10 protein-coding genes are annotated in these 14,330 nt (G+C 34.9%); 5 read left to right on the top strand and 5 right to left on the bottom strand.

The annotated features are described in order from the left end of the window. Positions 1-18: 18 nt before the first annotated feature. From FS85_RS0107700 to FS85_RS0107690, 3 genes are read right to left on the bottom strand one after another with little or no spacing between them, the layout of a single operon-like run. A complete protein-coding gene (locus tag FS85_RS0107700) occupies positions 19-2,004 on the bottom strand; it encodes a glycoside hydrolase family 127 protein (protein ID WP_010135574.1) in 1,986 nt (661 codons plus the stop codon). Between the two features lie 30 nt (positions 2,005-2,034). Continuing rightward, positions 2,035-3,549, bottom strand: coding sequence for a family 16 glycosylhydrolase (locus FS85_RS0107695; protein ID WP_010135573.1), 1,515 nt, complete (start codon positions 3,547-3,549; stop codon positions 2,035-2,037). A 12-nt stretch (positions 3,550-3,561) separates the two neighbouring features. Continuing rightward, positions 3,562-5,127, bottom strand: a complete 1,566-nt coding sequence (locus tag FS85_RS0107690) for an MFS transporter (RefSeq protein ID WP_010135572.1) — start codon at positions 5,125-5,127, stop codon at positions 3,562-3,564. Positions 5,128-5,423: 296 nt separating this feature from the next. Between FS85_RS0107690 and FS85_RS15315 the strand changes: the two genes are divergently transcribed. Next, positions 5,424-6,659, top strand: a complete 1,236-nt coding sequence (locus FS85_RS15315) for a type IX secretion system plug protein (protein WP_010135570.1) — start codon at positions 5,424-5,426, stop codon at positions 6,657-6,659. A gap of 49 nt (positions 6,660-6,708) precedes the next feature. Further along, a complete protein-coding gene (gene apaG, locus FS85_RS0107680) occupies positions 6,709-7,095 on the top strand; it encodes a Co2+/Mg2+ efflux protein ApaG (protein WP_010135569.1) in 387 nt (128 codons plus the stop codon). Here apaG and FS85_RS0107675 read toward each other — a convergent pair. Further along, positions 7,092-8,078: a DUF6695 family protein gene (locus FS85_RS0107675; RefSeq protein ID WP_029489339.1), complete on the bottom strand. Its 987-nt coding sequence runs from the start codon at positions 8,076-8,078 to the stop codon at positions 7,092-7,094. The two genes, apaG and FS85_RS0107675, sit on opposite strands and share 4 nt — an antisense overlap. 1 nt (position 8,079) lies before the next feature. Then, positions 8,080-8,805, bottom strand: coding sequence for an NRDE family protein (locus FS85_RS15310; protein WP_010135567.1), 726 nt, complete (start codon positions 8,803-8,805; stop codon positions 8,080-8,082). Positions 8,806-8,914: 109 nt separating this feature from the next. Here FS85_RS15310 and FS85_RS0107665 point away from each other — a divergent pair, with 109 nt between their 5' ends. The 3 genes from FS85_RS0107665 (at position 8,915) to FS85_RS0107655 (ending at position 14,232) form a co-directional block, all read left to right on the top strand. Then, the gene (locus tag FS85_RS0107665) at positions 8,915-10,201 is read left to right on the top strand and encodes an anthranilate synthase component I family protein (protein WP_029489338.1); all 1,287 of its coding nucleotides are present in this window, start codon (positions 8,915-8,917) and stop codon (positions 10,199-10,201) included. Between the two features lie 20 nt (positions 10,202-10,221). Next, positions 10,222-11,517 (top strand): tRNA lysidine(34) synthetase TilS, encoded by a 1,296-nt coding sequence (tilS, locus tag FS85_RS0107660; protein ID WP_010135565.1) that lies wholly within the window; start codon positions 10,222-10,224, stop codon positions 11,515-11,517. 123 nt (positions 11,518-11,640) lie between these two features. Continuing rightward, a complete protein-coding gene (locus tag FS85_RS0107655; RefSeq protein ID WP_010135563.1) occupies positions 11,641-14,232 on the top strand; it encodes a phosphoenolpyruvate carboxylase in 2,592 nt (863 codons plus the stop codon). The last annotated feature ends 98 nt before the right edge of the window (positions 14,233-14,330 follow it).

The raw sequence follows: 14,330 nt of genomic DNA, 5'->3' as shown, positions 1-14,330 counted from the left end.
GATTTCTATTACCAACTATTAACTCCAAATTACAGGCATAAACACCGTCATTTCTGCCTGACCTCTATTGCTCCAAGCAAAATAAGGCACCAATTGTGTTTGATAAGATTTTAGTACTGGTTTGGTTATTGTTTGGTACATTTCCTCTTTTTTATCTTCTCTAATCTTCAACTCTGTGTTGATAACCGTTACTCCACCTAAAAAATCAGGTTTGTATTCTGCCACTAACTCAGCATCAGCTTTGATATACACATCTAGAATAGATACTCCTTCTGGCAAATCAGGGGTTTCTATACAATACACAACAGGCCCTCTTTTTACAGCCAATTGATTTCTTACCTCTTCTATTCTATTATGTCCTTCAATCAGCTTGATGTCCATAGGCATATCTAACACCAAAACGTCTCCAGACTTCCATTCACGATTTACAACAGCAAAAGTCCCTGGAATCACTTCAACATCCACCTCTTTTCCATTTACTTTTAAAGTACTTCCTTGTGCCCATTTAGGAATTCTTACTTTCATATCAAAAGCCTCTGCCTTGCATTCATCTACCGTAATTTTTACGATTCCTTTCCAAGGATAATCTGTGTCTTGTGTCAATTTAATTGCAGAACCATCTAGCAACTCTGTATCTAGGGTATTTCCACCAAAAAGCACTACAGCTACCCCATTCTCTGACAAGGTATATGCCCATCCAGAACTTTTACATATGGTTCTTACCAAATTAGGAGGACAGCAAAAACACTCTAAGTACGGTTGTCTTACGGGGCTTTCTGTTACATCTGCATGAGCATCATAATTTCTTGAGTTGTTTACCATACGCAATGGGTTGGAATAAAAATATTCTTTTCCATCTATGCTAATCCCAGACAATCCACTGTTAAACAACACCAACTCTATAATATCTGCATAACGAGACTCTTCTTTTAGCCCCATCATTCTATTACTGAACATCGCATTACATAAGTTTGCACAGGTTTCGTTATAAGCAGTCATGTTAGGCATCATGTACGCATCAATAAACCCTTCTTCAATCATATCTAAACTCGTAGAAGCTCCGTAATGGGCTTGTCCCACTGCCCCAGTCACATACATTTTCTTACCTGTTACATTCTCCCATAACCTATCTAAAGCTTCCATCAACTCTTTTTCTCCAGTTTCCGCATACACATCGGCAGCACCAGCATAATAATACAATGCCAATACAGCATGTCCTACTGCTTCTTTTGCATCTCTTAATGGAGTACGCTCCTGAACCATATCTCCAATAGGGTATCCTTCTGTGGTTGAATCGTGCTCAATTTTATAAGTTCCTCTTCGGTTGATAAACTTTTCTGCCAGTTTTAAATACTTTTCTTTTTTTACCGTTCTATACAACTCTACCAAACCCATAATTTGCGTTTGATTGAAACCAAAACGCTGGTAATGTTTTGTATCTGGCATAAAATAAACACATAACAAATCTGCTTGCTTTATTGCAATGTCTAAAAAATTGGTTTGTCCTGTTAAACGATAATGTACACTAGCCGCAATAAATAGATGGCCATAGTTGTACATTTCGTGATACTTTCTGTTAGAAAAACGTTCTGCTCCTTCGGTAATTTGTATGTGCGTATGAATATATCCATCTTCTTCTTGCGCTTTGCCAATCCACTCTATGTACTCGTCTAGTTTTTTAAGTAGTTTCTCATCCTTAGTTAAAGAATAAATATACATGCAAGCTTCCATATACTTGTAAAAGTCTCCATCATGCCAGTAAAAACCTTTATGCTCTCCTTCTTTTTCTCCTGCTGCAATTTTAAAATTGTTAAGACCATGACCTATATCACCACACAATACATCTCCCATATAAGGCAACATAATTTGTGCTGCTGCATTTTCTTTATCTGCCCAAAATCCATCTTTCCATCTACAATCTCCAAAATCGATGCTTTTTAACTTTACATACGGACTATCTACCGTATTTGTGATTGCTCTTGCGTGTTTTTTTGGTGTGTTCATTATACTCTATATCTTGATTATTTTTTAAAACTATTTTACTTTCTCAATAACTATGTCGTCCATAAAAAATTTAGCCGCTCGTGTTTTTGGCAGGTCTTCTTTTCTAATTTGTATAGCCATTGCATCTTTTGCTCCTGAAGCTGTTGCTCTAGAAAATTCTGCTGTTACTGTAATCCATTTACGTCTTGGCATATTTCTCAAGTCTTTTAGAACAACTTGCGTTTCTGGATCCTTTAGAATAACGTGAACTTTATCTGTCACACCCCCCTGATCTAACCAAATTTTTGCAGACAATTTATAGTTGCCCTCTTCTAACTTTAGAGAGCCTTTCGGAGCTGAAATTACCGCTTTTGGCACTTCCAATTTTTCCGTTTTACTATAACCCGAAAACCTTAAACTATTTACCCCCTTATGGTATTCTCCGTAGGCAATAGACAAATATTTTTCTGATCCTTTTTCTACGTTCCAAAACTGTTGGTAATTGTTAGGCACTGAACTTTCTGGCAACAAATCTAACGGCCTACCATTTTCTTCAAAAAGATACGGGCCTTCAAAACCATAAAAAGCTCCATCAGCTGCCAGCAAATTATTAGATGGCTTTTGCCACAGTCTCATGTATTCAATTTCAAAATCAACAGGAAGTTCTTCTTTGTGCGGCAAGCCTAACCAATAAAAAATTTCAGAATCTAACCAGATTTCCATCGGATTATTTAAAACAAAAGCGGTCCCTAACTGATCTTGCGTAAAATGACGAATCATCTTACCATCTATATATAGTTTTAAATAATCTACCCCCCATTCTGCTCCGTATACATGAAAATCATCTGCGGTTCTAAACGATAAATTTTCAACATGATTAAAAATTTTGGTAGGTCTTTGTGCTGGCGGACTCCAATCATGAGCCGTTGCTAAATAAGAATCCTCTCTAATATTTCCTTTATTTTTTGGGTTCCCCATCAATTCATATACATCTAGCTCTTGCTCGTGTCCTATAGCCCAAAAAGCACCTGTAATGGCTGCGTTTCCAACTTTTGACTTCACTTCCATATAACCATACAAAAACCTCTTATGTGTTAAAATTCCTGCTGTTGTTACTGGCATTTTTGTTCCATCCTTATACACACCATATTTAGAAGCTCCCATGTTTCCGTCTCCATAAAACTCATCAACAAAAGAATAATCTGGTTCCCACTGAGTTCTTAGTTTTAATTTATCATCTTCTACAATTACGTTGTGAGGTACAAACTGAGAAGGTGCACGTCCTTTCCAGATATAATAGTTGTCATTTAAACCTTGTACAAACCACTTACTGGTGTCTATTTCCGTTCCTGAAAACTCATCACTCAACGTTTCATTAAGCACCCAACCTCCTTCATTCTCTGGGTCTGAATAAGGATAAAACTTTGATTTTGGAAGTGTTTCTTTTACGTGTGATTGTGTTTTACTTTCAGAAGCTTTGTTTTGTGTGGTATGGGTGCATGCCCCACTTGCCATCAGCACAAAAACTACACTTACAACTGTTAAAATGCGATACCATTTTTTCATTATTTTTTGACTTTATTTAATCGTTAATTTCTGTTGTATTTCTTCTAAAGAAAGTCCTTTAGTTTCTACCAAGTATTTTATCAAAATAGCAAGTCCCACCAGCACAATTCCTGCATAGATAATAAAGGTTGTTGCTGCTCCAAAATATTCCATTTCTAAAGGAAATAAATACTGCACCAAAGCACTTACTGTACTAGATAGTAAAGCAAATAACGGAATTGCAACCCCTCTGTTTGAAATGGGAAAAATCTCTGAAAGTAACACCCACATAATAGGCCCTATAGAAAAGTTAAAGGCTGCAATAAAAACCAAAATACTGATTAGAATTAACATCGAGTTCATGGTAGCGGTTTCTTTAAAAATAACCCCCGCATTGTCTCTAGCAGACTGGACTCCTAAAATTTTTGACAGTGTATTTTTAAACTCTATATCACTAGTAAACTCCTCTCCTATAAGAACACTTAGATTGCTTCTATTGGGCACTTCTTTCATACGCTCTATAGCTTGTTCGGTAACCTTGTAAGAAGCTTGTTTAAATCCATAAGAAACTATAGAAACACTTAGTATAATAACAGACAACCCACCAATAACCAAAGGTCTTCTTCCTAACTTATCTATCAAAGATAAAGACAGTAAAGTAGATAGCAATCCTATGACACCAATCCAGATAGTACTTGAAAAAGCAGCATCAGTTCCCAGTCCTAATTGTTCGAACATTGTTGGGGCATAAATCATTACTGCATTCATCCCAGTAAACTGCTGAACAACAGCTAAGGTAAACGCAAGAATCAATACAATTCGCATCCTTTTACTAAAAATTTCTTTTAGCTGACTTGCTGCTGATTTACTACTGTCTGATTTCTCTACTCCCTCTACCATCTGATCTACCTGCACTTCTACTTCACTTTCTAGATAGACTGTTGCCAGTGATTTTTTTGCATCATCTACACGGCCTTTGTACACCAGCCAAGCAGGACTTTTAGGAATTAAAATCAACAATACAAACCACAATACTGCTGGAATGGTTTCTATACCCAACATCCATCTCCATCCTGTTTTTACTAGGTTTAAATCTTGTACCCAAGCTGCATTCGACCCCATTTGTTGCAAAATCCAATAATTGATTAAATAAGCTGCAGTAAAACCAATTCCCATATTAATTTGTAATGTAGATACTAATTTTCCTCTTTGTTCTACTGGGGCAATTTCTCCTATGTACATAGAAGCTAATGTTACCGAACTAAAGGCTAAACCTCCTAGAAGTCGGAACCAAAATAAGGACATAAAAGATGTTGACAATGCAGAACCCACAGCCGATACGATGTAAAAAACAGCAATAATCTGCAAGGTTAGTTTCCTCCCTATTTTGTTACTAGAAAATGCTGTTAACGGCAAAGCAATCAACACACCAATCCCTGGCCCAGAACCAATCAACCCTACCTGCGATGCTGTTAAATTAAACTCTTGCGTAATGAATTTAAATCCTCCAGAAATCAATACTGCATCTAACCCAAACACAAAAGACCCTAAGGCAACGATTAAGGCATATAAAAAAGCATTTTTTTGTTTTTTAGTCATAGAAAAAATTAGTTTTCAGTCATATTTTAACAAAGAAAAAGGATTTTGAGAATATTTCAGTTTTTAGATGCTTTATATGTCAAATTATGATTAATATAGATAAAAATTGTATTGTTTTTCAAAACAAACTTCTATAAAACTCATGATTTGTAATTAGTTATCTCTTTTTCTTGACACAAGCAAATTACAAAACAACAAACACAAAAGCCTTAGGCATCTTTAGCTTTCTAGTAAAGAATCTATTTCCTTTTAAAGTCCTTTTCTTATCTTGGCTTTATCTTTGCAATTAAAACAATATGACCTTTTTTCGTTTCTTATTATTTTGTTTTTGCATTCCGTCTTTTTATGCACAAACAGCAGATGCTTTGTATATTAAAACGTTTCAAATAAAAGCACAGCAAGATCAATTTAGCAAAAACACGCACTTATTATCCTCTAACCTAGAAGTTAGTTTTGATGATTTACGAGGAAATCAAGAAGAATATTACTACAACATTATCCATTGTGAAATAGACTGGACCCCCTCTAATCTTCCAAGTTCTTATTATGTTGATGGTTTTACCAATATGCAAATCAACGATTTTGAAAACTCTTTTGGAACCTTACAAAACTACACACACTACCAATTTACCTTGCCTAATGACAATACTAAAATTACCAAAACAGGAAATTATCTACTGCAAATAATAAACGAAGATGAAGAAGTAGTTTGCCAAAGAAAATTAGTGTTGTACCAAACGGATATTGCTGTAGGAATGCGTATTTCTGAAAGTCGAGATTTAACCAACCTTAATCAAAAACAAGCGTTGTCACTAACTATCAACACACAAAACGTAAGCGTTGCTTTTCCTGACCAAGAACTGCACGTTTATATTTATCAAAATGGGGATCTTCACCTTAGAACCCCATGGCTACATCCTACTTTTATACAGGGAAACATCTATACCTACAGACCCACCGAGGCAATGGAGTTTTATGCAGGTAATGAGTTTTTACATTTTGACAATAATGAAATTTTACGAAACACTCGATTTATTATAAAAAGTCAGCGAGAAAAAGATTGGTTTCATACATATCTTGCCCCAAGAAGTAAAAGAGCCAATACCACCTATACTTACAACCCTGACATTAACGGAAATTTTGTTATACGCAACTTTTTCTCTAGCAACACAGGTACCGAAGCAGAATACAGCAAAGTTCATTTTTATCTAAAAAAAGACGAAGACTATGCACATCAAAAAATTTATGTTTATGGGAATTTTAACAATTACCAACTTCATCAAGAAAATTGTTTAACTCCCGAGCCCAATAGCAATTACTTAAGCTGTACTATTGCTTTAAAACAAGGATTTTACAACTACGACTTTGTTACCAAAGACGGAAAATCCATCAACAAAAAATGGATTAGCGGTTCCTATTTTGAAACCGAAAATAAGTACGAATGCTTGGTATACTACAAACCCGTAAATAATATATATTATCAGATTATTGGATATGGTTTGGCCAATAGTAAAGAACACCTAGAAAATTAATTGCTTTCTTTTTATTTCTTAAGTATCTTTAACAAAAACTGCTTTACTAATGACAAAAGCCATTACACAAGGAATACAAGTATCGGTTGAAACTCATTTTTGTGGGGTGAAACAACACCTAAAACAAAAGCATTTTGTATTCGATTATTTCATCACCATAGAAAACTTATCTCTTACTACCGTTCAACTTTTGTCTAGGTATTGGGAAATTTACGATTCCTTAAATCAGCCTGAAATTGTACAAGGTGACGGTGTTATTGGACAACAACCTGTTTTAAAACCTGGACAAAAACACGCTTATAAATCTGGATGTATTCTAAGCTCTAATTGCGGCTGTATGAAAGGATATTATACCATGCTAGATTTAGAAAAAAACAGCATTTTCTCTGTAAAAATTCCTACTTTTCAATTACAAACGGAATCTATTTTAAACTAATCTTCCTTTCTTATAAAGACAAAGTTTTTTCCATTTTGATACAATGTTGCCTTAGCACAGTGTGTTGGATACACAAAAGAAAAAGTACTAGTTATAGCAAATCCCTGAGTCTTAGGCACAAAAACACCTTGAAATTCTAAGGTTCCAGAAACTGAAAATCGCCTTACCAAATACATTTCATTTTCTACAACTAACTGAAACCATGCACCGCTACCAATGCCCCCTAGCCAAGTAGCATGCTCAGGTTGAAACAGGGCAAGATTAGGCAATTCGGTTCCTAACAATTGTAAATCATTATCAAACTTATTTAAAAAACAAGCCAAATGTTCTTTTACAATAGACCGATTTTGATAACTACGTACTTGTTGATTATGCACATGATACAAGTCTCCTGTATTGGTTCCATTAATGACATTGGCAATGGGACTAGGTGTAAACCATTGCGATTTTCTAAGTTTTTTTTGAGTTTTTTTATCTTTAGTCGCTTGGGTTAAAACATCGGTAACAAAACGAGCACAATTACTACCTTTTTTTACAAATGCCCCGTAAGGTAATTGATCTTTTGCTTGCATTTGTGCAATAATTTTCTGTGCCTTGCTATAATCAACCTCCTTATGCTGCCCTGCGATCAACCTTCCTTCTCCATGTGTTTTTTCAGGTGAACAATCTAACCACAGCAGCAAATCATCTAAATTAACAACACTTTTATTTTTAATTACAGCTTTTATAGGAATATGCAATTCCACATCCGTTTCTTTAGACCTTACTCTACCATATCCATTGCTAGTTATGTATCTTCCAAAATCGTAATAATCTACGTTTCCTGTATCTAAGGCAATTAGCAACAAGGCAGCGTGTCCCGCTTGTACAGCATGTTTACTTCCTACCCCTAGCAAAGGCCAAATTTTGCTAGACAACTCGGCATACGCAGGTCTTACCACGGTATCAGGGTACGCTAGTATGACTATAATTCCATCAGCCATATTACTTGTTTTGAGGTTCAAAAACATTGGCTAAACGTTTCTGTTTGCCATTTGCATAATCATAATAATCAAACTGTAAACCCTTTTCGTTTTTCTGAATTATACTAGTACTTACTGTCTGCACCATATCTCTTTTCATTTTAGGAGCTATGGAAGTCGTTCCTAAAGTTTCATTTTGATGAAAGTTTAGAAGGTTTCCAAACACCTCTTGATGTTTAGAAAAATTTATATTTTGCAACCACTGTTTTCTTAATTCTTTTTCTTCAGATGTATACAATGTAGACGATGACCAGATTTTTGACTGGGTTTCATCTAATCTTCTCTCGGTCAACACACCTTTTTCCCAAATCCATTCTTTTAAGCTAAGCTCCAAGTTCCAATCAACAACCACCAAAGTAAAAGGAGCTACTTGGTTTAGTGCTAAACCAGACAAAGCCTGATTAATATCTGTCTGTAACAAAGCTTGGCGAACGACCTCACCACGACTTTTAGGAAATTTCACTCTTGGGTTGTGATACACATCTCCACCATTTAACAAACAAACCAACCGTTGCTTAGAAGACAGCCCCAACCATGTTCCCCCTGCAACTGTATCTTTAGGGTACAAAAGAACCTTTGTGTTATGTAAGTAAAAATCTGGAGCCAAGGTTGGCCTATTGGGCTGCTCGTCTCTGTTAGATGCAAATACAAATCCGTTTTGAGTAGGAACAAAAGTTACGGTACACATATATTTTTTATTGATGTATGAAGAATTTTAGTCTGTAAAGCTATTTAAAAATTACAATCTAGCCATTACTTTGCTAAGATTGTTAAATTTGCAGACCCAAAACAACAACATGCATCGTACTGAAAAACAATTCATCATAAAAAACCTTGCTTTGTTTAAAGAGCAACTTTTTGTGTGGGGAAACCAACACCAAACCGTTGCATGGCTAGACTCTAACGAATCTATCTCTTCAGAAACTGAAGCTTTACTTGCTATAAACAGCATAAGTGATTTAGAAACCTCGTACCACAATGCATTTCATCAGCTAGAGAACTATATAGATAGCATTCAAGACTACGCTTTTGGTTTTCTGGGATATGATTTAAAAAACGATGTAGAACATCTAACCTCAAAAAATACAGACACCACAGGCTTTCCTGATTTGTATTTTTTTCAACCTAAAAAAATCATCGAAGTTCAGAAAGAACAGGTTGTGTTTAAGTACCCATTAGCACTAGAAGTTGAAATTGAACAAGATTGGCAAGAAATACTAGCTACAAAAAATCAAAAAACTACTAAAAACCATCTAACTATTAAGCATAGAATTGACAAATCAACTTATATTACTCAGGTTAAAAAAGCATTGCAAGAAATCCATTTGGGAAATGTATATGAATTGAATTTTTGTCAAGAATTTTATGCAGAAAATGCATTTATAAATGCTGCAAACACCTACTTAGAGCTAAACAAAATTTCTGAAACTCCTTTTGCAACTTATCTAAGGAAAGGTGATTTACACTTGCTATCTGCTTCTCCAGAACGATTTTTGCAAAAAAAAGAAAATCAACTTCTTTCAGAACCTATAAAAGGAACCGCCAAAAGGGATCTAGAAAATTTGGAACAAGATTTTTTACAAAAATCAGCATTGCAAAAGAGTACTAAAGAAATTGCCGAAAATATAATGATTGTAGATTTGGTTAGAAATGACTTGTCTCACATTGCCGAACGAGGAAGTGTAAAGGTGATTGAATTGTGCAAAATTTACAGTTTTAAACAAGTACATCAAATGATTTCTAGTATTCAGTGCCGTTTAAAACAAGAAATTCATCCCGTAAAAGCCATCAAAGCCTGTTACCCAATGGGAAGCATGACAGGTGCTCCTAAAATTGCTGCTATGCAACTAATAGAGTCTCTTGAAAATACCAAAAGAAGCATTTACTCTGGGTCGGTTGGTTATTTTACGCCCAACAAAGATTTTGACTTTAATGTTGTAATACGAAGTATTGTGTACAATGCAACTAAAAAATACGTATCTTTTTCCGTAGGAAGTGCTATTACTGCCAAAGCAGAACCCGAAAAAGAATATGACGAATGCTTGTTAAAAGCTAGAGCCATGCGTTCTGTGCTAACCAACTAATTGCTGATTGAATTCTAAACGTGCTTAGACTTGTACAAAAACATATTGAACAAACGTTTCCTTTTCTAGAAAATAAAAACTTGCTAGTGGCTATTTCTGGGGGAATTGACAGTGTTGTTTTGGTTCATTTGCTACAACAACTTAACTATAAAATAACACTAGCACACTGTAATTTTGGCTTGCGAGGAAAAGAAAGTGATACTGATGAGCAATTTGTGATTGACTTTGCCAAAAAACTGCACTGTAAAATACATACTCGCTTTTTTAACACCAAAGCTTTCTGCTCACAACACAAAATGTCTACCCAATTAGCTGCACGAGAATTAAGATATCAATGGTTTGATGAACTTTGCCAGGAACATTCGTTAGACTATATCCTTACTGCCCATCATGCTAACGATGTGTTAGAAACCTTTTTCATCAATTTATCTAGAGGAACTGGCTTGGATGGGCTTACTGGAATTCCGCCTGTAAACGGTAAAGTTATTCGCCCTTTGCTTCCGTATACCAGAGAACAAATTGTGAATTATGCTGCTACGCACCAACTTGAGTGGAGAGAAGACCAAAGCAATGCAGAAACCAAATACATAAGAAACAAAATTAGACACCTTATTGTTCCCGAACTGCAAGAACTACATCCTGCTTTTGAAACCAACTTTATCAAAACACTAAACTATCTACAACAAAGCAAATCTTTTATTCAAAATCAAATCCAAAGTATAAAAAAAAGGGTGTTTGTAACCCAAGACTCAGGCTTTATAATCTCTATAAAAGAACTTAAATCTTTAGACTCTTTTGTGTTGTTTGAGCTTTTTAAACCTTACGGTTTTTTATCAATCTCAGAAATTAAAAAACTGTTAACTACACAAGGTGGAAAAGAAATCAATTCTGAAACTCATCGTTTGGTAACTTATAGAGATGCCTTGCTACTACACCCTATTGCAACACAGAATAAAAACCATTATTGTATTCACAACGCATCAGATATTTTTACCTTACCAATAAAGCTAGAATTCAGTACAAATCCAAAAGAACTTTCTGCCAATACCATTGCCATAGACCTTAGTAAAATTAGCTTTCCGCTAACCTTAAGAAAAAGAAAAGACGGAGATGTTTTTTATCCTACAGGGATGGTTGGCAAAAAGAAAGTAAGCAAATATTTTAAAGATTTAAGGTTATCAAAAATACAAAAAGAAGCAGTTTGGTTGTTATGTACTAAAGACAATCAGGTTTTGTGGATTGTAGGCTATAGAGCCGATCGAAAACTTTGCGAAACAAGCATTAAAGAAAAGTTGTTGTACATTTCTAAACTATGATTTTACTCATCATTTATACCTATGTTAACTCTCTAACGCATTTATTAGAACTGTATTTTTTTACGTATTTTTTCTGTAATACTAGACCATGTTGTATATTAGACAAAATTAATCTAATAAAACATGTCTAAACAAACCAAATTAACAAGATTCAACGATAATGTTCTTGCTAAATATCAGGTTTACAACAGTGTTTTTGGTACGTTGCCCTTTGACAGCGTAAGCAAAACAGGAACATTGCTGCCTTTATTTAACGAGAGCTGTATTGAGGGGTTTAAGAATGGAAAAACTCCTACTGAAATTGTAGATGAATTTTTTGACAAGTACAAAACTGATTCCACAGAAGAAGAAAAAATTAGCTTCCTATTCAAATTCATACAATACATAGAACGTCAAGTTGTGTTGTTTGATGCGATTGAAGATGCGGCCTTTCCTGTAGTAAACAATATGGGAGGAGTTGGTACCATCCGAAACATAAAAGAAGAAGCTAGTTCTAAGCGTGTTCGTAGAGAGTTAAGACAATATTTAACCGAGTTCAAAACTCGTTTGGTATTAACAGCTCATCCAACTCAGTTTTATCCTGGTACGGTTTTAACAATTTTAACAGACTTACAAGAAGCTATTAAAAATGACGATTTAGGTTTGATTAAAAAGTTGTTAGCTCAATTAGGAAAAACTACTTTTTTTGCTGACAAAAAACCAACTCCATACGATGAAGCCATCAGTTTGATTTGGTATTTGGAAAATGTATTCTACCACTCTATTAGTAAAATCTACGACTATATTCAATCTCATATTTTTGATGGTGACGAAGTTGGAAACGAAATCATCAACCTTGGATTTTGGCCTTGTGGAGATAGAGACGGAAACCCATTTGTAACTACAGAAACAACATTAAAAGTTGCCAGAAAATTAAGACAAACCATCTTAAAGAACTATTTTAGAGACGTTCGTAAATTGAAGAGAAGATTAACCTTTCCTGGTATTTACGAATTGATGAACGAGATTGAATCTAAACTATACGACAGCTGTATTACCGACGATTCACCTATCAGAATTTCTGTAGAGTCTCTTTTAAGCAAGATGGAATCTATCAAAAAAACCTTAAAAGAAGAACACAGCAACCTGTTTGTAGAAGATGTCGATAGCTTTATTAACAAAGTGAGAATTTTTGGTTATCACTTTGCTACGATGGACATTAGACAAGACAGCCGTGTACACCACAATGTATTTACCGAAATTGTAAAAGAACTTCAAGCTAAGGGAGACACTACTTTCCCTGAAAATTATTTAGAACTAAGTCCTGAAGATCAGATTGATATCCTTGCTAAAATTAAAGGAGATATTGATCCAGATCAATTCTCTGAAGAAATGGCTGTAAGAACTTTAGGTTCTATGAGAGCTATTGCAACTATTCAAAAAGAAAACGGAGAAAGAGGTGCTAACCGTTACATTATTAGTAACAACCAAACTGCATTGAACGTAATGGAAACGTTTGCTATGTTAAACCTATCTGGTTTTGATGAAGGGTTGAACGTAGACGTAGCTCCATTATTTGAAACCGTAGATGACTTAGCTATTGCTCCAGAAGTAATGAGACAACTGTATTCTATTCCCGAATACCGTGCACACGTAGAAAAAAGAGACAACAAACAAAACATTATGTTAGGATTCTCTGATGGTACCAAAGACGGTGGTTACTTAATGGCAAACTGGGGAATTTACAAAGCTAAAGAAGAATTGACTAAAGTATCTAGAGAATTTGGTATTAAGGTAATATTCTTTGATGGACGTGGAGGACCACCAGCTCGTGGAGGAGGAAAAACCTCTAAATTCTACGCTTCTTTAGGCGAAAACATCGAAAACAAAGAAATTCAGTTAACCATTCAGGGACAAACTATTAGCTCTAATTTTGGAAACCTAGACTCTTCTCAATTTAACATGGAACAATTGTTGGGAGCAGGAATTACGAATAAGATCTTTAAAGATCCTATGAATGCTTCATTATCAGCAGAACAAAAAGAATTATTAGAAGACTTAGCAACCTCTAGTTTTAAAGCATATTCTGACTTTAAGAATCACGAAATGTTTATTCCGTACTTAGAACGAATGAGTACTTTAAAATTTTATGGAAAAGCAAATATAGGGTCTAGACCATCTAAACGATCTAAGTCTGATAAGTTGAACTTTAGCGACTTAAGAGCAATTCCGTTTGTAGGTTCTTGGTCTCAATTAAAGCAAAACGTTCCTGGTTTCTTTGGTGTAGGTACAGCCTTTAAAAAATACGAAGATGTAGGCGAGTTTGATAGAATTCAAGACCTGTACAACAACTCTAATTTCTTTAAAACATTAATTGAAAACAGTGTAATGTCTTTAACAAAATCTTTCTTTGATTTAACAAAATACATGGCTTCTGATAAAGAATTTGGAGAGTTCTGGAACATTATTCACAACGAATACTTGTTAACAAAACGCTTGTTGTTAAAACTAACAGGACACAAAGAGTTGATGCAAAACTATCCTGATGGTAAAGCATCTATTGCCGTTCGTGACTCTATTGTATTGCCACTGTTAACCATACAACAATACGCTTTAAGAGAAGTTCAAAACATGAACAGACAAGAAAACCCAGACAGCAAACGATTAGAAACTTTTGAAAAAATTGTTACTAGATCATTGTTTGGTAACACCAACGCAAGTAGAAACTCTGCTTAAGGGTTTTATTCAATAAACATTAAGAAAAGCTGTCTGAAAAGACAGCTTTTTTTTATTAGTCTTTAAAACCAAACAAGGCTTTTCTACAAAAAAAGGCC

Origin of the sequence: Ochrovirga pacifica (assembly GCF_000220525.1) — a bacterium.
GTDB classification, from domain to species: domain Bacteria; phylum Bacteroidota; class Bacteroidia; order Flavobacteriales; family Flavobacteriaceae; genus Ochrovirga; species Ochrovirga pacifica.
This window is presented reverse-complemented; position numbering and strand designations above follow the sequence as displayed.

Coding starts and splice junctions, on each gene's coding strand:
- FS85_RS0107700 (WP_010135574.1), bottom strand. CDS start 2,004: ATGAACACACCAAAAAAACACGCAAGAGCAATCACAAATACGGTAGAT.
- FS85_RS0107695 (WP_010135573.1), bottom strand. CDS start 3,549: ATGAAAAAATGGTATCGCATTTTAACAGTTGTAAGTGTAGTTTTTGTG.
- FS85_RS0107690 (WP_010135572.1), bottom strand. CDS start 5,127: ATGACTAAAAAACAAAAAAATGCTTTTTTATATGCCTTAATCGTTGCC.
- FS85_RS15315 (WP_010135570.1), top strand. CDS start 5,424: ATGACCTTTTTTCGTTTCTTATTATTTTGTTTTTGCATTCCGTCTTTT.
- apaG (WP_010135569.1), top strand. CDS start 6,709: ATGACAAAAGCCATTACACAAGGAATACAAGTATCGGTTGAAACTCAT.
- FS85_RS0107675 (WP_029489339.1), bottom strand. CDS start 8,078: ATGGCTGATGGAATTATAGTCATACTAGCGTACCCTGATACCGTGGTA.
- FS85_RS15310 (WP_010135567.1), bottom strand. CDS start 8,805: ATGTGTACCGTAACTTTTGTTCCTACTCAAAACGGATTTGTATTTGCA.
- FS85_RS0107665 (WP_029489338.1), top strand. CDS start 8,915: ATGCATCGTACTGAAAAACAATTCATCATAAAAAACCTTGCTTTGTTT.
- FS85_RS0107655 (WP_010135563.1), top strand. CDS start 11,641: ATGTCTAAACAAACCAAATTAACAAGATTCAACGATAATGTTCTTGCT.